At 65.7% G+C, this 18146-nt stretch carries 13 protein-coding genes and 1 tRNA gene; 8 read left to right on the top strand and 6 right to left on the bottom strand.

Annotation, left to right across the window (positions count from 1 at the left end; all coding sequences use genetic code 11):
* Position 1: 1 nt before the first annotated feature.
* From AC5JBD_RS11080 to AC5JBD_RS11065, 4 genes are all read left to right on the top strand, one after another.
* Positions 2-1981 carry a heme-binding protein gene (locus tag AC5JBD_RS11080; protein ID WP_495721852.1) on the top strand — a complete coding sequence of 660 codons (1980 nt, stop codon included), beginning with the start codon at positions 2-4 and terminating at the stop codon, positions 1979-1981.
* 1 nt (position 1982) lies between these two features.
* A complete protein-coding gene (locus tag AC5JBD_RS11075) occupies positions 1983-4100 on the top strand; it encodes a hypothetical protein (protein ID WP_495721851.1) in 2118 nt (705 codons plus the stop codon).
* A 14-nt stretch (positions 4101-4114) separates the two neighbouring features.
* Positions 4115-8386, top strand: a complete 4272-nt coding sequence (locus tag AC5JBD_RS11070; protein WP_495721850.1) for an LVIVD repeat-containing protein — start codon at positions 4115-4117, stop codon at positions 8384-8386.
* A gap of 140 nt (positions 8387-8526) precedes the next feature.
* Entirely contained in the window at positions 8527-8964 is a 438-nt protein-coding gene (locus tag AC5JBD_RS11065) for a hypothetical protein (protein WP_495721849.1), read from the top strand.
* A 49-nt stretch (positions 8965-9013) separates the two neighbouring features.
* On the opposite strand, the gene AC5JBD_RS11060 is transcribed toward AC5JBD_RS11065, so the two are convergent.
* The 4 genes from AC5JBD_RS11060 to AC5JBD_RS11045 form a co-directional block, all read right to left on the bottom strand.
* Positions 9014-9880, bottom strand: a complete 867-nt coding sequence (locus tag AC5JBD_RS11060) for a phosphodiesterase (RefSeq protein ID WP_495721848.1) — start codon at positions 9878-9880, stop codon at positions 9014-9016.
* Between the two features lie 7 nt (positions 9881-9887).
* Positions 9888-11777 carry a cytochrome c3 family protein gene (locus tag AC5JBD_RS11055; RefSeq protein ID WP_495721847.1) on the bottom strand — a complete coding sequence of 630 codons (1890 nt, stop codon included), beginning with the start codon at positions 11775-11777 and terminating at the stop codon, positions 9888-9890.
* A 14-nt stretch (positions 11778-11791) separates the two neighbouring features.
* Positions 11792-12667: a hypothetical protein gene (locus AC5JBD_RS11050; RefSeq protein WP_495721846.1), complete on the bottom strand. Its 876-nt coding sequence runs from the start codon at positions 12665-12667 to the stop codon at positions 11792-11794.
* 61 nt (positions 12668-12728) lie between these two features.
* Entirely contained in the window at positions 12729-15158 is a 2430-nt protein-coding gene (locus AC5JBD_RS11045; RefSeq protein ID WP_495721845.1) for an NAD(P)-binding domain-containing protein, read from the bottom strand.
* Between the two features lie 149 nt (positions 15159-15307).
* Here AC5JBD_RS11045 and AC5JBD_RS11040 point away from each other — a divergent pair, with 149 nt between their 5' ends.
* The 4 genes from AC5JBD_RS11040 to AC5JBD_RS11025 all read left to right on the top strand — a co-directional run bounded on the left by AC5JBD_RS11040 (position 15308) and on the right by AC5JBD_RS11025 (position 17513).
* Complete coding sequence (locus AC5JBD_RS11040; protein WP_495721844.1) at positions 15308-16261, top strand: tetratricopeptide repeat protein; 954 nt, start codon at positions 15308-15310, stop codon at positions 16259-16261.
* A complete protein-coding gene (locus AC5JBD_RS11035) occupies positions 16251-16943 on the top strand; it encodes a UDP-N-acetylglucosamine 2-epimerase (protein ID WP_495721843.1) in 693 nt (230 codons plus the stop codon). Before AC5JBD_RS11040 ends, AC5JBD_RS11035 begins: the two co-directional genes overlap by 11 nt.
* On the top strand, positions 16861-17379 hold the full coding sequence (locus AC5JBD_RS11030) for a UDP-N-acetylglucosamine 2-epimerase (protein WP_495722002.1): 519 nt from the start codon (positions 16861-16863) through the stop codon (positions 17377-17379). Before AC5JBD_RS11035 ends, AC5JBD_RS11030 begins: the two co-directional genes overlap by 83 nt.
* Positions 17380-17437: 58 nt before the next feature.
* A tRNA-Glu gene (locus AC5JBD_RS11025) sits at positions 17438-17513 on the top strand.
* 175 nt (positions 17514-17688) lie between these two features.
* Here the strand turns inward: AC5JBD_RS11025 and AC5JBD_RS11020 are convergent.
* Together AC5JBD_RS11020 and AC5JBD_RS11015 are read right to left on the bottom strand one after the other, a co-directional pair.
* Positions 17689-17883: a helix-turn-helix domain-containing protein gene (locus tag AC5JBD_RS11020; protein WP_495722001.1), complete on the bottom strand. Its 195-nt coding sequence runs from the start codon at positions 17881-17883 to the stop codon at positions 17689-17691.
* Between the two features lie 38 nt (positions 17884-17921).
* A complete protein-coding gene (locus AC5JBD_RS11015) occupies positions 17922-18143 on the bottom strand; it encodes a DUF2274 domain-containing protein (protein WP_495721842.1) in 222 nt (73 codons plus the stop codon).
* Positions 18144-18146: the final 3 nt, after the last annotated feature.

Genomic DNA, 18146 nt, shown 5'->3' with positions numbered 1-18146 from the left:
AATGCGTTCGACGAGTCTGCTGGTTATCGCGGCGCTGCTGCTCGGCTCCTGTGGGGGCGGTGGGGGCGGCGGCACGCCCGGCCCGAGCCCCAGCCCCTCACCTTCGCCCTCCCCCTCCCCGTCTCCATCACCGAGCGCGGGCTACACGATCCCGGCCCAGCTCAGCCTCACCCAGGCCGAGGTCCAGCGCGTCGTCGCCCAGGCAGTCGCGGAAGCGCAGGCGCAGAACCTGCCTGCCTCGATCGCCGTCGTCGACCGCGTCGGCAACGTGCTCGCCTTCTACGTGATGAACGGTGCCGACCTGAGCCTGAAGGTGCCGGAGGTGCCGGGCCAGGAATTCGACCTTCAGGGCGTTTCCCTGGGCGCGCCCGCCGCCGCCGCAGGGGCGATCGCCAAGGCAATCACCGGCGCCTATCTCTCGTCGAGCGGCAACGCCTTCTCGACCCGCACGGCGAGCCAGATCGTGCAGGAGCATTTCCCGCCGTCGAATGTCGCGGTCGGGCTAGAGAGCGGCCCGCTGTTCGGCGTGCAGTTCAGCCAGCTTCCCTGCTCCGACCTCAACCCGCGCTTCAACGGCAATAGCGGGCCGCAGGCCTTCATCGGTCCGAAGCGCTCACCGCTCGGCCTCTCCGCCGACGCTGGCGGCTTCCCGCTCTACAAGAATGGCGTAGTGGTCGGCGGCATCGGCGTGATGGCCGACGGCATCTACGGCTTCGACAAGGAAATTCAGGACGTCGACAAGGAAGCCGAGGAGATCATCGCGCTCGCCGGCACCCAAGGGTTCACGCCCTCGGATGAGGTGCGCGCGGAACGGATCACGGTCGACGGCACCCAGCTTCGCTATTCCGACGCGACGCCCGCGGACTTCAAGAGCAATCCCGCCAATCCGCCCGCCTTCGCCGGCCTACCCGGCCAGCTCGCCTCGGTCCCCGCTTATTACAATGCAGCCGGCGGCATCGTTCCGGGCACCGCTTATGGCAGCGAAGCCTCCGGCTATCGGCAGGCCACCGCTGCCGAATTCTCCGACCAGCAGGCCTTCATCCTCACCAACGGCTCGGGCCAGAACCGCTACGCCGCGCGTGCCGGCACGGATGGCGGCGCCGTCGCGCAGCCGCTCACCCAGAACGAAGTCCGGGTCCTGCTGGAGGAAGCGTTCAAGATCCTCTTCCGCGCCCGCGCCCAGATCCGGCGTCCGCTCGACAGCCGGATGGAAGCCACCATTTCGATTGTCGACACCAACGGCGCGATCCTCGGCATCGTCCGCTCGCCGGACGCGCCGATCTTCGGCACTGACGTGTCGCTGCAAAAAGCGCGAACCGCCACGTTCTTCTCCAGCGCCCGGGCCGGCACCTTGCTCGAGGCAAACCCCTCCGCCGACGTGCGCCAGTTCGCCGGCGCGCTACGCACCCAGACCGCCGATCCGCAGGTCTTGGCGGGCAAGTTCGCGATCACCGCCCGCGCGATCGGCAACATCTCCCGCCCCTATTATCCCGATGGCGAAGTCGGGCGGCCGCATGGCGCACTCTCGCGTCCGATCCAGAGCTTCAGCCCCTTCTCCACGGGCCTTCAGTCGGCCTTGATCCTCAACAACGTCTTCGCCCATGTGACCGCGCTGCTGCAGCCTGGCTCGCCCGACACGCCGGCGCGTTGTACAGCCACGCCTGACGTCGCGCCGGGCCAGAACCCGCTCCAGAACGGCATCCAGATCTTCCCGGGCGGTGAGCCGATCTATCGCGGCGGCCAGCTCGTCGGCGGCATCGGCCTGTCCGGCGACGGAATCGACCAGGACGACATGGTCGGCTTCCTTGGCCTGTTCAACGCGGGCAAGGTGCTCGGCTCAATCGGTCATCCGGATCCCGCGATCCGCTCCGATCGCATCGAAGTGCCGGTCGGCAATGCCAAGGTGCGCCTGCGTTACGTCAATTGCCCGTTCGCGCCGTTCGTCGGCTCGAGCGAGCAGAATGTCTGCCAGGGGATCTAGCATGAGGGTCGGGGGGCCTCTTGCAGCATTGCTCGCCACGGTCAGCGGTCCCGCGCTCGCGGCCGCACCGGTGCCGGTCGCGAAGGCTGGGGGCGAGGATCTCGGCGCGCCGCTGATCAGCTGGCTTGCAAGCCTCGCCGCACCTCAGGCGGATGCGGGTGCCCTCGCCATCACGGTGCAGAGCGCCGCGCAACCGTCGCCGCCACCGGAGGAAACGCCGGCGGAAGCCTACGTACGCGAGCAGTCTTCCACCGGCACCGCACCTTCCGAAGCCCCTCTGGAAGAGGTGCCGGGGACAGAGCCGGGCGACATCATCGACGGTCGTCGCCGCCCTGGCGTCGAGCAGCGCGACCTTCCCGATGCGGTAACCCAGGACAATCCCGGCGCCGTCCGAGCGCCGCCGCCGGAAGCCTTTCCGACTGATCAGATCCCAATCCCAGATCGCTGGCGTCTCATTCAGACGCTCGGCATCGTCCGCGAGCGCTGGTACGATCCCTACAACCAGAACACCTACAAGGGCGATCGCCCGATCTGCCTTCCGACCGATGAGGAGCAGGCGCGCCGCCAGCGCCTCCGGGACGAAGCCGAGGCGCGCGGGGAGCCGGCGCCTTATGGCAGCGCACCCTGCGCCACACCCAGATTCCTGAAGCTGAAGACCGACGAATGGTTCTTCCCGGTCAGCGTCATCTCCGACACGATCATCGAGCCGCGGACCTTCCCGATCCCGGTCGGCGTGCAGACCACGCAGCAACCGGACCGGAACGACGTGTTCGGCGACAATGACAGCCTCGTCGTCGCCCAGACCGTCATCCTCAGCGCATCGCTGCTGAAGGGCTCGACGGCCTATAAGCCGCCGGACATCGAATATCGCGTCGCGCTCGCCTTCCAGGCCAATTACGTCAACGTGAACGAGCGTCGTGTGCTGTTCGTCGAGCCGTCCAAGGGCACCGACCGCTTCGATTTCTCGGTCGGTGTCCAGGAAGCGTTCGTCGACTACCACTTCCGCAACGTGTCCGACCGCTTCGACTTCGACTCGATCCGCGTCGGCATCCAGCCCTTCCAGTTCGATTTCCGTGGCTTCCTGTTCCAGGACCAGCAGCTCGGCGTGCGCCTGTTCGGCAACCGCGACAACAACCGCTTCCAATATAATCTGGTCGCGGCCTGGCAGCTGGAGAAGGACACCAATTCCGGCCTGAACGACGTCACCGAGGTGCCGCGGCAGAGCTACATCTTCCACGGCAACGTCTACCGACAGGACTTTCCGGTGGTCGGGCTCACCTCGATGGCGAGCATCACCTACAATATGAACCGGGAACGCGGCGACCGCGAGATCGACGATAACGGATTTCCGGTTCGCCCCGCCCTTCTCGGCAACCTGCGCGCACGCAATTACGACGTCGTCTATGTCGGCTACGGCTTTGACGGCCGCATCGGCAAGATCAATCTCAGCGGCCAGGCCTACGGCGCGTTCGGCGAGGACCGGAACAACATCTTCACGTCGAAACCGGCCAACATCCGCTCCTATTTCGTCGCGGTGGAGCCGAGCTACGACCAGGACTGGATCCGCTTCCGCGGCGCCTTCCTGTTCGCCAGCGGCGACGGCAAGCCGTTCAACAATACCCAGGCGGGCTTCGATTCGATCTTCGAGAATCCGATCTTCGCCGGCGCCGACACCAGCTACTGGATCCGCCAGACCATCCCGTTCGCCGGTGGCGGCCGCGCCGTGGCGATCAACGGCCGCAACGGCATCCTCAATTCGCTGCGCTCCTCAAAGGAGGAGGGTCAGTCCAACTTCGTAAATCCCGGCACGATCCTGGTCGGGGCGGGCGCGGACTTCGACCTGACGCAGCAATTGCGCGTGTCGGTGAACCTCAACCACCTCTGGTTCCACAAGACCCAGGTGCTCGAAGCGCTGCGCGTCGAGGGCAGCATTCCGAGCGACATCGGCTACGATCTTTCCGCCGCCATCATCTACCGACCCAAGTCGACCCAGAACCTCGTCTTCCGCCTGTCGGGCGCGGTCTTGGAGAAAGGCGACGGCTTCAAGGACCTGTTCGATAATTTCGACGGCGACAAACGATATCTTTCAGTTCTTTTCAACGCCATCCTCACATATTGAGGGCGCGGGGGAACATGCTCAGACTGAATTTCAGTTCCAAGATCCTGGCCGGTGCGGTGATCGCCGCCGCCGCCATTTTCGGTGCCGGGCAGCTCTCCGCCGCCGAAAAGGAGAAGCCGGTCGAGCGTGACTATTCGCTCGTTCGCGCCGCTGCCTCGCCGCGGGTTCAGGACTGGGACCAGGCAGACGCGAAGAGCGCCGGCTGCGTCAGCTGCCATACGGCGAGTGACGCCAAGACGATGCACAAGTCGCCCGCCGTCGTGCTCGGCTGCGTCGACTGCCACGGCGGCAACGCATCAGTTTTTGCGACCGAGATCGCCGATCACAACGCGCCTTCCTACATCGCCGCCCGCGACAAGGCGCACGTGCTGCCGAAATATCCGGCGGCTTGGCACTGGCCTTCGAGCGCCAATCCGAAGCGCAGCTATACCCTCCTCAACAAGGAGGCGCCGGAATACGTCAAGTTCGTCAACCCCTCCGACTATCGCGTCGCGCGCGAGGCCTGCGGCGCCTGCCACATCGAGGTTATCGAAGCGGCGGAACGCTCGCTGATGGCGACCGGTGCGATGCTTTGGGGCGGCGCCGCCTACAATAACGGCATTGCGCCCTTCAAGAACTACATCTTCGGCGAGGGCTATACCAGGGACGGCCAGCCGGCGAAGATCGTCTCGCCTTCCACCACCGGCGACGGCAAGCTGACGCCGGAGCAGGAGGCGCGGGGCGCGCTGGCGGCCATGTACCCGCTGCCGCAATGGCATGTCATTCCCCCCGCCGACGTGTTCCGCGTGTTCGAGCGCGGCGGCCGCACGATCGGCACGCAATTCCCGGAGATCGGTCTCCCCTCCCCCTCAGGCATCATCCAGCGCCTCGAGGAGCCGGGCCGTCCCGACATCCGCCAGTCGAACCGCGGTCCCGGCACCGGCCTGCGCGTCGCCATCCCGATCCTCAACGTCCACAAGACCCGCCTCAACGACCCGTTCATGTGGTTCATGGGCACCAACGACCAGCCCGGCGACTATCGTCAGTCGGGCTGCGCCGGCTGCCATGTCGTCTACGCCAACGACCGCGAGCCGCGGCACAGCCTGACCTACGCCAAATATGGCCGGGACGGGCAGACGTTCACCGTCGATCCCACGATCGCCAACAAGATGGAGCCGGCGCACGGCGGCGGTCATGGCGAACTGAAGGGCGGTCACGAGGAAGAGGTCGTGCCCGTGGAGGAGCATGGCGCCACTGGCGATCATGGCGACGAAGCTCCGGCCGGCATGCCCAAGGATTCCGCACATAGCGGCGTCAAGGAGAAGGGCCACCCGATCGAGCACGTCTTCACCCGCGCGATCACCACCGCCCAGTGCATGAACTGCCACATGCACCAGCCGAACATCTTCCTGAACTCGTATCTAGGCTACACGATGTGGGACTATGAGTCCGACGCCGACCTGCTGTGGCCGGGACCCGAGAATCGCCTGACCCCGCCGCACGGCCAGGAAGACAAATACAAAAAGCAAAAATTCCCGACCGCAGCCGAAGTGCACGAGGTGCTCGATCGCAACCCCGAAGGCGCGGCGCCGCGCGGCCTGTGGGCGGACGTCGACTTCGTCCGCAACGTCTATGACGTCAACGACAAGGCCCGGCACACCCAGTTCGCCGACTATCATGGCCACGGCTGGAACTTCCGTGCCATCCTGAAGCGCGACCGCGAGGGCAATCTGCTCGACGCCGACGGCAACATGGCGACCTACGGCACCGAGACTGCCAACATGGTCTCACCGGAAGATCCCGAGCGGTGGCGCAAGTCCTGCTCGGCCTATACGGACGAGAAGCAGCGCGCGCTCTGCCTCTCCACCGCCGACCATGGCAAGGAAGGCAAGTTCGTCCCCGCCGGCCTCAACCCGGGCAAGACCGTCCACATGATGGACATCCATGCCGAAAAGGGCCTTCAGTGCGCCGACTGCCACTTCAGCCAGGACAGCCACGGCAACGGCTTCATCTACGGCGAGGTCGCCAATGCCATCGAGATCGGCTGCAAGGACTGCCACGGCACCGCCACGCAATATCCGACGCTGCTGACCTCCGGCCCCGCCGCGCCGCCCAAGGGCAATAACCTGGCTCTCATCCGCAATGCCGACGGCAAGCGCCGCTTCGAGTGGATGCAGGATGAAGCCGGTCGCCGCGTGCTGATCCAGCGCTCGATCGTCGATCCCAACCTCGAGTGGGAAGTCAGCCTGGTGAAGGACAGCGTCGACCGCGACCATCCACAGTTCAACATGAAGTCGGCACGATCCAAGCTGATGTCGAAGGCGGGCGCGGAGACCGGGCAATTCGCGTTCGGCCCGGGCGTCGCCGAGGAGGATCTCGCACACAAGGAAAGCGAGATGGCCTGCTTCACCTGCCACCTCAGCTGGACGACGAGCTGCGCCGGCTGCCACCTGCCGATCGAGGCGAACTGGAAGACCACCAGCCACAAATATGAGGGCATGGAGACTCGCAACTTCGCGACCTACAACCCGCAGGTCGCCCGCGACGAGATGTTCCAGCTCGGCAAGCACCAGACGACCAAGGGCAACATCACGGCGCCGATCCGCTCGACCTCGGCGCTGATCCTCTCGTCGACCAACATCAACCGCGAGCGCATCTACGTGCAGCAGCCGCCGATCAGTGCCGTCGGCTTCTCATCGCAGGCCTTCGCGCCCCACTTCCCGCACACGGTGCGCAAGACCGAGACCAAGACCTGCACCGACTGCCACCTCAGCGCCGCGAACGACAACAATGCGATCATGGCGCAGCTCCTGCTGCACGGCACGAACTTCGTGAACTTCGTCGGCATGCACGCCTGGGTCGGTATGGAGGACGGGTTCGAGGCGGTGCGCGTCACTGAATGGGACGAGCCGCAGGCGGTGATAGGCTCCTGGCTGCACCGCTATGCCTATCCCGATTACTGGCGCGCCCATGTCGAGAGGAACAAGCGCGAGCTTGTCGAGTGGACCCGCGGCAAGACCTTCGACAAGGACGCCAAGTGGAGCGGCGAGACCCAGGCGCTGGAGCAGTTCGCCAACGTCACCCAGGACACTGACGGCCGGGCGCAGTGCCTGCAGCTGCGCGGCGAATATATGTTCGTCGCCGAAGGCCGCGGCGGCTTCATGGTCTATGATGTCGCATCGATCGGCAACAAGGGCCTGTCGGAGCGTGTGCTGACCGCGCCCTTCTCGCCGCTCGGCCACAATCCGCGCATCAAGACCAAGAACGCCACCTGCATGGCGCTGGCCACCAACCAGCCCATCAACCCGCTGCGCAATACCGAGCAGATGCGGGCGATGAACCAGGAACAGCCGTTCCACCCGATCTACAATTATGCGGTGATCACCGACTCCGAAGAGGGTCTGATCCTGGTCGACGTCAACACCTTCGCCGACGCCGAGCCGCGCAACAACTTCATGAAGCGTGCAGTCACCTGGAATGAAGGCGGCGTCCTCACAGGCGCGCGGCACATCACCCTCGCCGGCCATTATGCCTACATCACGGCGCCAACCGGCCTGGTGACGATCGATCTCAACGACCCGCTGCAGCCCAGGCACGTCAGCACGATCCCGCTCAACGATGCCCGCGCTTCCGCGCTGCAGTTCCGCTACCTGCTGGTGACGGACGCGGAAGGCCTGAAAGTCGTCGACGTCACCAAGATGGCCGAGCCGCAGCTCGTCGCCGGCGCCGTCGTCCCGCTCGCCGATGCCCGCAAGGTCTACCTCGCCCGCACCTACGCCTATGTGGCGGCCAAGCAGGACGGCCTGGTGATCGTCGACATCCGCAATCCGGAGCGCCCGACCGTCTACCAGAAGGTGACGCTGGACGGTCAGATGACCGACGTCGAGGACGTGATCGTCGCCTCCACCAACGCGTCGTTGTTCGGCTACGTCGCCGACGGGCGGAACGGTCTCAAGGTGCTGCAGCTGACCTCTTTCGACAGCCAGCCCAATCTCTACGGCTTCTCGCCGGCGCCCAAGCCCGAACTCATCGCCTGGGTGAGGACGCCGAAGCCGGCAATCGCGCTGTCCAAGGGCCTCGACCGCGACCGCGGCGTCGACGAGACCGGCGGCCAGATGGCGATCTTCGGCCGCCTGGGCTCGCGCCCCTTCAACCGCCAGGAAATGGAGCAGCTGTTCCTCAACAGCCGCGGCTTCCCCTACAAGGTCAGCGACACCGGCACCTTCGCCGACTGGGTCGCTGATCGTGGCGGGGCCCGGATGGCGGCGAAGGATCAAGCAGGATCGGCTGCGAAAGGCGTGCGCTAAGCGCAAATGTTCCGCCGATGCTAAGCTTTCTCGCCTTCGCGTCTCTCGTCGCTGCGGCTCCCACGGAGCCTACAGAAAGCGGGAGCCCTCAAGGCACTGCGGAGGCGGAATTTCTCGCTGCTCTGCCTGCTCTTGAGGGCATGCGCCTCACCCGGCTCCAGGTGAAGCTCATCAACGCGGTCCAGCCTCACCTCCACCGTCTGAACCCGAGCGCGATTGTGGAAGTCGAGAAGCTGCTGACGGAGCACAACCTGTGCTTCCGGCAGGTCGCTGAAGCCCAGGCGCGCCAGAAATACGAGAGGATCGCGAGCGAGCTGACCGATGCCGAGCGTTCAGTCGTCGTCCGGCACCTCGCCCTGCCCGGCGCCGACCAGTTGCTCATCTTCGAAGAGGGATCGAACTCACGCGCCGAATTCTCACCAGCCGCTGCTGAGGATGCCGCGCAACCGGCAGTGCAGAAGCTGCACGGCCTTGCCAGGCGCTCCTTCCGCGCGCCGCAGGACCTGTCCCTATCGCAGGCACCTTGCGGGGATCAGATCCGCGCCGACGCTGCGGCGAGAGGCATCCGGTTGAACTGAGGCTTGCAGTAGTCGACCGGTGATGGCGCCCGCAGGCGCTTGCCGGAGCTTAGTCCAGAGTCGAAGGTCGTTCCTTCTCCGCCACCAGCATCTGGACGAGGGGCTGCAGCGAGGGCTCGTAGCGGGCGAGGACGGTGTGCTCGTCTGCGGTGTCGTAGTGGGAGACGAGCTGGGCGCCGTTCCAATAGTGGATCGCGTAAGCGGGTGGGTCGGCGACGATCATCGGGCGGCCGTCCGGCATGTCCGGATCGATCTCGGCCAAATCAAGCGCAACCTGTGGCGCGGTGGAGGGGCAGACGGCGAGCGTCGTGCCGGCCCATTGCGTCACAACCTGGCGATGCAGGTGGCCGCTGATCATCGCGACGATATTGTTGTGGCGCGAGATTATGGCGTGGAGCCGACGCACCCACTGGGCGTCTGGATCCTCGGTCATCCAGCTGAGGCCGGTCTCGATCGGCGGGTGATGAAGTACGATCAACGTCGGGCGGTCGGGCTGCTCCGCGAGCCGCTCCGACAGCCAGGCCGCGCGTACTTCGCAGAAGCCGCCGCCATGGCGCCCTTCCTCTAGGGTATCGAGGACGAGGATCCGGATCGGATAGTCCTCGATCGCATATTGAACGAAGCCGTCGGACGTCGGCACGTCGGGGAAGTGCTTGCGGAAGGCGGCGCGGCCGTCATGGTTGCCCATGCAGAACCAGACCGGAAAGGGCAGACCGGCTAGGGCCTTCTTCAGGCGTCGGTAGGATGCCTCGTCGTCACCGGTGTCGGCGAGGTCGCCGGTGGCCAGCAGCACGTCCGGCCGCGGGGTCATCGCCACCAGTGTCCGAAGCGTCTGGTCGAGACGCTTGCGGTTGAACTCGGCGGGGTTGTCCGGCTCGAAACCGAGGTGGATGTCCGTAATCTGAGCGATCAGCATCCGCTGCCTAACGTCTTCCACCCACGGCGCTGCGCCCGGCGAGCTGCGGTCCGGTCGGCTCCGCAGCCGCGATCACATTGTCCTGCCTCTTACCCCGCACGCGCTGGCGGATCAGCATCGCGGGCGCGCCACCATCCATGTGATAATCGTGGCACATCGCGCAGCCGGACGGAACCGCTTTCGAGGTCGTCTCGCCGCCATGGCATTCTCGGCAGCTGGCGAGATCAGGCAGCAGCAGGTCGTTGGACGAAGCCGATGCCTCCGCCTTGTGGCAGCTCTGGCAGGTCTCGGTCGCGTGCGGCCGGTGGTCGAACCAGCCCTTGTGCATGTAGCGGACCGGGAAGGCGACGGGCGCGATCTTGGGCTGCCCGCCGGCGAGGCTCGCCGTGTGGCATTCGCCGCAGACGCCCTGGTTCGAGAAGGTGGTCCTGACCATCGCCTCGGCCCGCATCGGCACCGCGGCGCGGCCACGCGCAACATCCTGGGCGCGGCGGATGAAGTTCACGTCTCCGGGCCGCTGACGCGAATATTGGGCAATCGGGAGACCCGCCGGACGATAGGGGCCGGTCGAGCCGTAGAAGGCACGGATATCCGCGACCACCTGCTCGGGCTCTCCGTGCGGCAGCAGGCGCACCGTGCCGCCGATCGTCTGCAGGCCGAGGCTGTGGCACATCTGGCAATCCTCTTCCATGCTCACCGGCTGGAAACGAGTGCCCGTCGGATCCGAATCATGGCAATCCTTGCAGGCCAGCGCCTGGCCGAAGCCATATTCGCCGCCCAGCCGCCTCGCCATCTGTGCGACCCCGTTGGTCTTCGACAGGTGCATGTCGTGCGGGAATTTGAGGTTGCTGTTCTCCTGCGGCCTGGCGGCCAGCGACACGCGCTGCAGCATCGGCCGGTCGCCGTTCCAGCGGGTCAGCACCGCCGGCTGGAACTCGGGATGAGAATCCTCGAAGTCGCCAGCGTCGGCGAGGCGGGTATCCGGCAGCTTCTCCTTCAGCGTCTGGTGGCAATCGCTGCAGAAACGCTGCGCAGTGGCCGCCATCTGGGTGCGTCCCTCATGCTCGGTATGGCATTCGACGCAGCGGCCGGGCGGGATGTTGAACGTCTCCTGGAAGGCGAGCTTGACCCTGCCCCACTGGTCGAGGTCAGGCTGCGCCCGCGCGATCCGGAACGGGTCGGCGTGGTCATGAACGGTGGTGTGGCAGGTCTTACAGCTCTCGTCGCGGACCGCTTCGAAGGCGTTGACGTGACAGGCCTTGCAATTCTGCTCGAGTCCGGTGTGGGAGAGCGACAGCTTGCCGCTCGACCACGTGCTGTCAGGATGGAAGCCACCCGCGGCCCCCGCACCGCCGGCGGCCAGCGTCGCCGCCAGGGTCGGCGTCATCGGCTGATCGCGCCGCTCGAAATAGTTCATCACCGGCCAGGCCAGGAATAGCCCCAGGATCGCGATGCTGAGCACATAGGCGGTCAGCCGCTTGCTCGGCAGCACCGAAACCAGCGAGAATTCCTTCTCGGCGCTCTTGTCCAGACGCACGTCGGAATCGGTGATCTTCTCGACGTCGATCGCGATGTCCTGCGAATCCGGCGGCGTCGGCATGATCCGCAGCAGGTGGCTGGCGATCTTGATGTCGCCGCCCTTGGCGAGGTTGATCTTGCCGAAATTGGTCGAGCGGCCGTTGAGGACGACGGTGAGGCCCTGCTCCGCATTGACGCCGAGCTGCCCGGCCGAGATGCGCTCGATGACCGCGTGCTTCAGTGCGACGGCGAGGTCGTTGAGCCGGATGTCCATTTCCGGATCGCGGCCGATCCGAAGAAGGTCGTCGTCAATCCGGAGCGGGCGGACGATCTCGCGACCGTCCGCTGCGTAGGTGATCTGGCGAAGCAGAAATGCCATCTAGAAGCCCCCGCTTACCAGTAGAAGAAGACGCTGATGATGTGCGCGGCGAGCGCGGCGATCAGTGCGAAGGTCACCGGCACGTGGATGAACAGCCAGACCTCCAGCAACGCCTTGATCTTCATGTGCCGGCGGATCCGCCCGAGCGCGGCTGACTTGCGCTCGAGGAGGTTGACCACTGTCTCCAGCGTTTCAGCCTCCTCGCCCGTCGCGGTCGCCATACGGCGGCGAAGCTCGTTCAGCGCGCGTCGGTTGAAGCATTTGGGATAACGGCCGGAAAGGCGGCGCAGCAGACCGGCCTTGAACGGGTTGATGCCGGTGGAATCGAGCACGAGCTCGGTCTCGTCGCTCCGCAGCGGCTGCGCGGCGAGCTGGAGCTGGCGGTCGATCTTATAGACCGCGTCGACCATTTGGCCCTTGGTCATCTCCGAGCGATTGTCGCTGAGCTCCTGCGGCAGCCCGGCATAGACCGAGATGCCGTAGATGCCCGAGAAGATCACCAGCATCATCAAACTATAGGCGAGCGTGTGGACGTTCCAGCCGAACTGGAAGCCGGTATGCAGGGTCGCTACGACGATCAGCGACAGGCCGAGATAGACGTGGGCGGACGTCCAGGCCTTGAGCGACCAGCGGCCCCGCGTCATCGCGCGCTTCCTGAGCCCCAGCATGGTCAGCCACAGGATCAGCAGCGCGCCGATCGTGCCCGTCGTGTAGCCGTACCAGCTGCCGCCATTGTGGCGCGGCTGCACGTTCACGCTCATGTAGACGATCAGCGAGACGAGCGAGAGCACCAGCGCGATCTTGAGCCAGCGATAGTTCCTGTGCCGCAGAAAGCCCTCGTGGCTTGCCCCCTCGCTCAGCTCCGTCCGTTCGATCCCAACGCTTGCCATCTGGTTCTTGCCCCCGACCAGTTCCGACCACCCAGCCTTCCGGCTGGCCCCTTAGACGGCCTCAGCCCTCCTGCCCCAGCCTCGCCACGGTGAGGAATTCTTCCGGCGCCACGCGGATCGCCGCCCCGGTCGGGCAGGCGCGCACGCAGGCCGGCCCGCCGGCGATGCCCGAGCACATGTCGCACTTGATCGCCTTCTTGGGCGTCTCAGGGCTAACGCGCTTCTCCGTCCATTTCTTGGGCGGCTCTCCGGGGCCGGGTCCGATGCCGGCGAGCAGCCAGGCGAGCAGGCCCGGCTTCTTCGGCGGCACCTTGTCGAGCCTGATCACGCCATAGGGGCAGTTGCGCTGGCAATTGCCGCAGCCGATGCAGGTGTCGTCGATAAACACCTCGCCGTCGGGCCCGCGATGGATCGCATTGGGTGGGCAGTCGGCCATGCAGTGCGGATGCTCGCAGTGCCGGCAGCTGGTCGGCACGTGGAGATGCGCGAAGGTCTTGCCGGCCTCGCGGTTAAGCCGCGACAGGCCTTCGTGGCTGTCGGCGCAGGCCTTCTCGCAATTGTCGCAGCCGACGCAGAGATTCTCGTCAATGAGCAGCACGTCGGTCGCTTCGCCGATACCGTTCTCGAGCAGGAAGGAGGCGACCGATGAATACATGTCCACGACGCCGCCGAAGCTGTCCTTCTTCGCCTCAATGAAGCTGGTCAGCTGCTGGCGAGAGGCCATCTCCTGCTTGGCCTTGTTGAGCAGGTCCGGCTTCTTCTCGAGCAGCCGGCGGAACGCGTCGCCGTCGAGCTTGATCACTTCGGACTTAATTGCCGCGCGCACCGTCGCCGTGCGGCGGCCGCCGTCGATCAGCGCCATCTCACCGACATAGGAGCCGGCCGGCAGATAGGAGAGGAAGACCGGCTTGCCCCCGATATTCTTCTCGACCACCATCGAGCCCTGGCGGATGACGAACACGTCATAGCCGTCCTGCCCTTCGTTGATGATCGTCTCGCCGGCCGAAAGCTGCTTGATCTCGGCGGTTTCGAGCAACTCGCCCAGATCCTCCGGCGTGAGGCCGGAACCGAACATCTGGAGCAGCTGCCGCTCGGTCGAGATGCGGGTGATCGCGCGCTTGGCCGCCGGCACCGTCGCCATCAGCTTCAGCGCCGCGTTGCGCGGGATCTCGATCACGATCGCGCCCTCGGCAGTCCGCACCGTGGCACCGCGGCGGCGGCCGGAGATCAGGCCGACTTCGCCGAAGATGGAACCCTGCTCGATCGGTATCTGCTTCGGGCCCACCTCAACATAGACGGAGCCGTCGGCGATCGCGAACAGCGAGGAGCCGGGGTCGTTCCGCTCGAAGATCACGTCGCCGGCGCGGTAGGAGATGGCTTCCGAATCGAGCATGAACTCGCGCATCTGCAGCATCGACAGCTCGTTCAGGACGGTGACGCGGCGGCGGAGGAAGGCGAGCCATTCGTCGACGCTGCGCGTGCCGGGCAGATGCTTGAACTTGGCCTCCAGGATCGGCTGGTCGGCAGGCTGCAGGTCGACATTGCCGTTTATGAACTCGACGACGTCATAGCCCTGATTCATGCAATGCTTGATCAGCGGGTAGCCGGCCAGCGCGCCGATCACGAAGATGCCCGGCGCGGTGCTCTCGAACTGCGGCGAGAGCATCGGGAAGGATTCTCGATCCTCGCTGGTGAACTGGATGCCGCAGCTTTCCACAAACGAGCGCGGCGCGGCCGAGCCCATGCGGGCGATGATGCGGTCGCACCGGATCCTCTGCTCGCCGTCGCGGGTGTCGACGGTGAGGTAACCCTTCTCGATCAACTTGGGCGCCGTCTCCGTCATCACGTTGACGCGGCCGGTCGCCTGGGCTTCCATCAGCAGCTTGACGTTGGCGCTCTTGGCGCGGGCGAAATCGGCGCCGCGATTGAGAATGGTGACGACGTTCGCCTGCTCGGGATCCGCTGCGAGGCCGAGCGCATTCTCGATGCCCGCATCGCCCGATCCCACGACGGTGATATGCTCGTCCACATATTCGCCGGGGTCGTCGAGCTGATACTGGATGTGCGGCAGATCGGCGCCAGGCGCCCGCATCTTGTTCGGGTTGCCCTGCGTGCCGATCGCGAGGATGACGTTCTCGGCGGTCAACGTCTCCCCGTTGGTGAGCGTGATCGTATAATCGCCCTTGGAGCCGACGATCGACTTCACTTCGGACTTGAGCTTGACGTTGATCTTCTTGGCGGCGGCCTGCTCGTCCCAGGTGCCGAGCACCTTCTCGCGCTTCCCGGCCTCGAAGTCGAAGTCCGAACGCAGCAGCAGCTGGTTCGGCGTCGCCATGACGTGCTTGCCCTTCTGATACTTATAGATGGTATCGGACAGATGGTCCGTCTTTTCGAGCAGGACGTGACTGAGGCCGAGCTCCGCCGCGCGACCGGCAGCGCTGAGGCCCGCCGGACCGGAGCCCACGACCGCGATACGATAGGATGCTGACACCCCTGATTTCCCCCCTGTCACATCGGCAATATGCGTCGACAGTAAAAAGACGCAAACCAACCCGGCACGTGCACAGCCGATCGCACTGTATCATGTTGTATCGCGCACGCCAGACTTGACGTTCGTTTTTTTGCAGGAACAATCGCGACATGACCGACACCAGCAGCGCCGCGAAAAAGCGACCCTCCACCGCGACCATCCTTCTGATCGGCGCCGGCATCGTCGCCGCGGCATCGGCCGCGGTGGCGCTAACCCGCGGCGGCAGCGACGAGAGCGCGGCGGCCGGTCCGCACGGGACCGTGAAGCCGGACCAGCCCGTCGGCGACATCGACAGCATGATCGCCTCGCTCGAGGGTCGGCTGAAGCAGGACCCCGACAATGCGGAAGGATGGCGGATGCTGGGCTGGTCCTATTTCGAGACCCGCGATCTCGCCCGATCGGCCGCGGCCTATCGCCGCGCGGCGCAGGTCGAGCCGAACAATCCGGAGAACTGGTCGTCGCTCGGCGAAGCGCTGCAGACGGCCAGCACGACCGTCTCTCCTGAAGCCGCAAGTGCCTTTCAGCGCGCGATAAAGTTGCAGCCTCAGGATCCCCGCGCCCGTTACTTCCTTGCCGTCCAGAAGGATCTTTCGGGACAGCATGAAGCGGCGATCGCCGACTGGATAGCCTTGCTCGGCGACACGCCGGCGGGAGCGCCATGGGAGGCGGATCTTCGCCGCACCATTCAGGAGGTCGCAAGCAGGGAGAAGATCGACATCGCCGGCCGCATGCCGGCGCCGTCCGCTCCCAGCGGCGGCTCGGTAGCGACCGCGGCAATTCCCGGCCCGACGCCTGAGCAACTGGCCGCCGCCTCTTCGATCCCGCCCAGCCAGCAGGACGAGATGGTCCAAGGGATGGTCAGCCGCCTCGCCAACCGGCTGAAAACGAATCCGAAGGATGCCGATGGCTGGATCCGGCTGATGCGCGCACGGATGGTGCTCGGCGAGACCGACAAGGCCACCGCCGCGCTTCGCACCGGCCAAGAGGCCTTCAAGGGCGATTCGGCAACCCAGGCCCGCCTCAGCCAGGCAGCGGCGGAGCTCGGCGTGCCTGGTGGCGGCTGACCGCCTGGCGGCGCGATCCGCGCGGATCGTCTCGATCGTCGGCACCCGACCGGAAGCGATCAAGCTGAGGCCCGTCGTAAGCGCTCTCGCCGCGCGCGGCCTCGATCAGCAGGTCATCCTCACCGGCCAGCATCAGAGCCTCGCTTCAGCCTTCGCCTTCCTCGCACCTGACAATATCCGCGACCTCGGGGTCGACACGCGGGAACAGAGCGCCGGTGAGATCTGCGACGCCATCCACTACGAGTTGTGCGAACTGCTCGACCGGCATGACGCCGACCTCATCCTTGTCCAGGGCGACACGTCGAGCGCCTACGCCGGAGCGCTGGCTGCCCGGGACCAGGGCATCGCCCTCGGCCATGTCGAGGCGGGGCTGAGGACCTTCGATCTCACCCAGCCCTGGCCCGAGGAGGGCTACCGCATCGCGATCGACGGGCTGTCCGACCTGCTCTTCGCGCCGAGCGACAGCGCCGCCCGGAACCTCGCCGCCGAGCCCGCGGTGCGAGGCGCCGTCCATCTCACAGGCAATAGCGGCATCGACGCTGCTGGCCGCTCCCCGGACAGCGCCGCCCCTCTCCCCTCCGGAATCTGGCCGGAACCGCATTCTCCTCACCTGTCACCGGCGCGAGAATCAGGGCGAGCCGCTCCGACAGGTCGCCCAGGCCTGCCGCCGCCTCGCCCGTGAATTGCCGGTAGAGATCGTGCTGCCGCTCCACCCCAATCCTGGACTGCGGCGTGCGATGGAGCGGCTGCTCGGCGGCGTTCCGCACATCCGGCTGATCGAGCCGCTGGAGCACGAAGCTACGATCGCCCTGATGGAGTCGAGCTGGCTCATCCTGACCGACAGCGGCGGCATCCAGGAGGAGGCGCCTGCGCTCGGCAAGCCGGTGCTGGTCCTGCGCAACGTGACCGAGCGCGCGGAGGCGATCGACAGCCTGAATGCCGAACTGGTCGGAGCCGACGGCGAACGCATCTATCGCGCCGTGGCAGAGCTTCTCAAAGACGATGATCGCTATCGCCGGATGGCAACTCCCGCTTTCCCGTTCGGCGACGGCAACGCCTCCGCGCGCATCGCCGACGTCATCGAGCAGTTCCTGCTGGCGGGCGAACGGATTCCTTGACTTCCCCCGCCCCTCGCCCATATGCGCGTCCCGTCCCGCGGCGCTGCCGCGACGCGTTGGCCCCTTCGTCTAGCGGTCTAGGACGTCGCCCTCTCACGGCGAAAACACGGGTTCGAGTCCCGTAGGGGTCACCAGTAAAATCAATAGCTTAGCTGTATTGATTTGCGCGAAATCTCAAGCGTGCACAATTTTTGTCCAATATAGTTCGCGAGATGGGCCTGAACACGGACGGACGATTGAGGCTCGGCTTGTGCCTTCGGTGACAAAGCTGAGTGCACGATTCGCAGCGTCGTGAACGTGGAGCGTCCTCTAAGGACGTGCGTGGGTTCCTATGACACTTCGCTGCCGCTCGATGAACCCGCGGAGGCTGTCGAACGGGATCAATGTGGAGCTCCCGACCTTCACGAATTCGATCTCTTTGCTTTTCATCAGCTCGTACAGACGGGAGCGGCTGAGGCCCGTGAGCCGGACTGCTTCAGGGATCCTGACGCTGATCGGCTCCATCCAGGAATGCCTCTCGTTCGGATCAGCCATCGAGGCCCTCAGCTCCCCTGCCCGCGCCGGCGCCGAGCGAAGGCGCGATCGCCATCGAGAAAGGTTGCCAGCATCGCCGGGATGAGATCCGGGACCGACTCCGTCTGCCCGTAAACGTCGCCATAGAGCGCCGCATAATCCAGGAGCGCCTGGTTGAGGTCCGGCGCCACGCTGATCGCGATCTTGACCGGCGTCCGGTCGGGAAGCTTCGGCAACCTCAGCTCGCGCATGTC

It is taken from the genome of Allosphingosinicella sp. (assembly GCF_059502505.1).
The sequence above is the reverse complement of the archived record's forward strand: the minus strand, read 5'-3'. Positions and strand labels throughout refer to the sequence as shown.

What these genes read in the sequence shown, in the direction of transcription:
- AC5JBD_RS11015 (WP_495721842.1), bottom strand. Translation starts at nt 18,143, where the DNA reads ATGCGCGAGCTGAGGTTGCCGAAGCTTCCCGACCGGACGCCGGTCAAG.
- AC5JBD_RS11080 (WP_495721852.1), top strand. Translation starts at nt 2, where the DNA reads ATGCGTTCGACGAGTCTGCTGGTTATCGCGGCGCTGCTGCTCGGCTCC.
- AC5JBD_RS11075 (WP_495721851.1), top strand. Translation starts at nt 1,983, where the DNA reads ATGAGGGTCGGGGGGCCTCTTGCAGCATTGCTCGCCACGGTCAGCGGT.
- AC5JBD_RS11060 (WP_495721848.1), bottom strand. Translation starts at nt 9,880, where the DNA reads ATGCTGATCGCTCAGATTACGGACATCCACCTCGGTTTCGAGCCGGAC.
- AC5JBD_RS11070 (WP_495721850.1), top strand. Translation starts at nt 4,115, where the DNA reads ATGCTCAGACTGAATTTCAGTTCCAAGATCCTGGCCGGTGCGGTGATC.
- AC5JBD_RS11040 (WP_495721844.1), top strand. Translation starts at nt 15,308, where the DNA reads ATGACCGACACCAGCAGCGCCGCGAAAAAGCGACCCTCCACCGCGACC.
- AC5JBD_RS11020 (WP_495722001.1), bottom strand. Translation starts at nt 17,883, where the DNA reads ATGGAGCCGATCAGCGTCAGGATCCCTGAAGCAGTCCGGCTCACGGGC.
- AC5JBD_RS11065 (WP_495721849.1), top strand. Translation starts at nt 8,527, where the DNA reads ATGCGCCTCACCCGGCTCCAGGTGAAGCTCATCAACGCGGTCCAGCCT.
- AC5JBD_RS11055 (WP_495721847.1), bottom strand. Translation starts at nt 11,777, where the DNA reads ATGGCATTTCTGCTTCGCCAGATCACCTACGCAGCGGACGGTCGCGAG.
- AC5JBD_RS11050 (WP_495721846.1), bottom strand. Translation starts at nt 12,667, where the DNA reads ATGGCAAGCGTTGGGATCGAACGGACGGAGCTGAGCGAGGGGGCAAGC.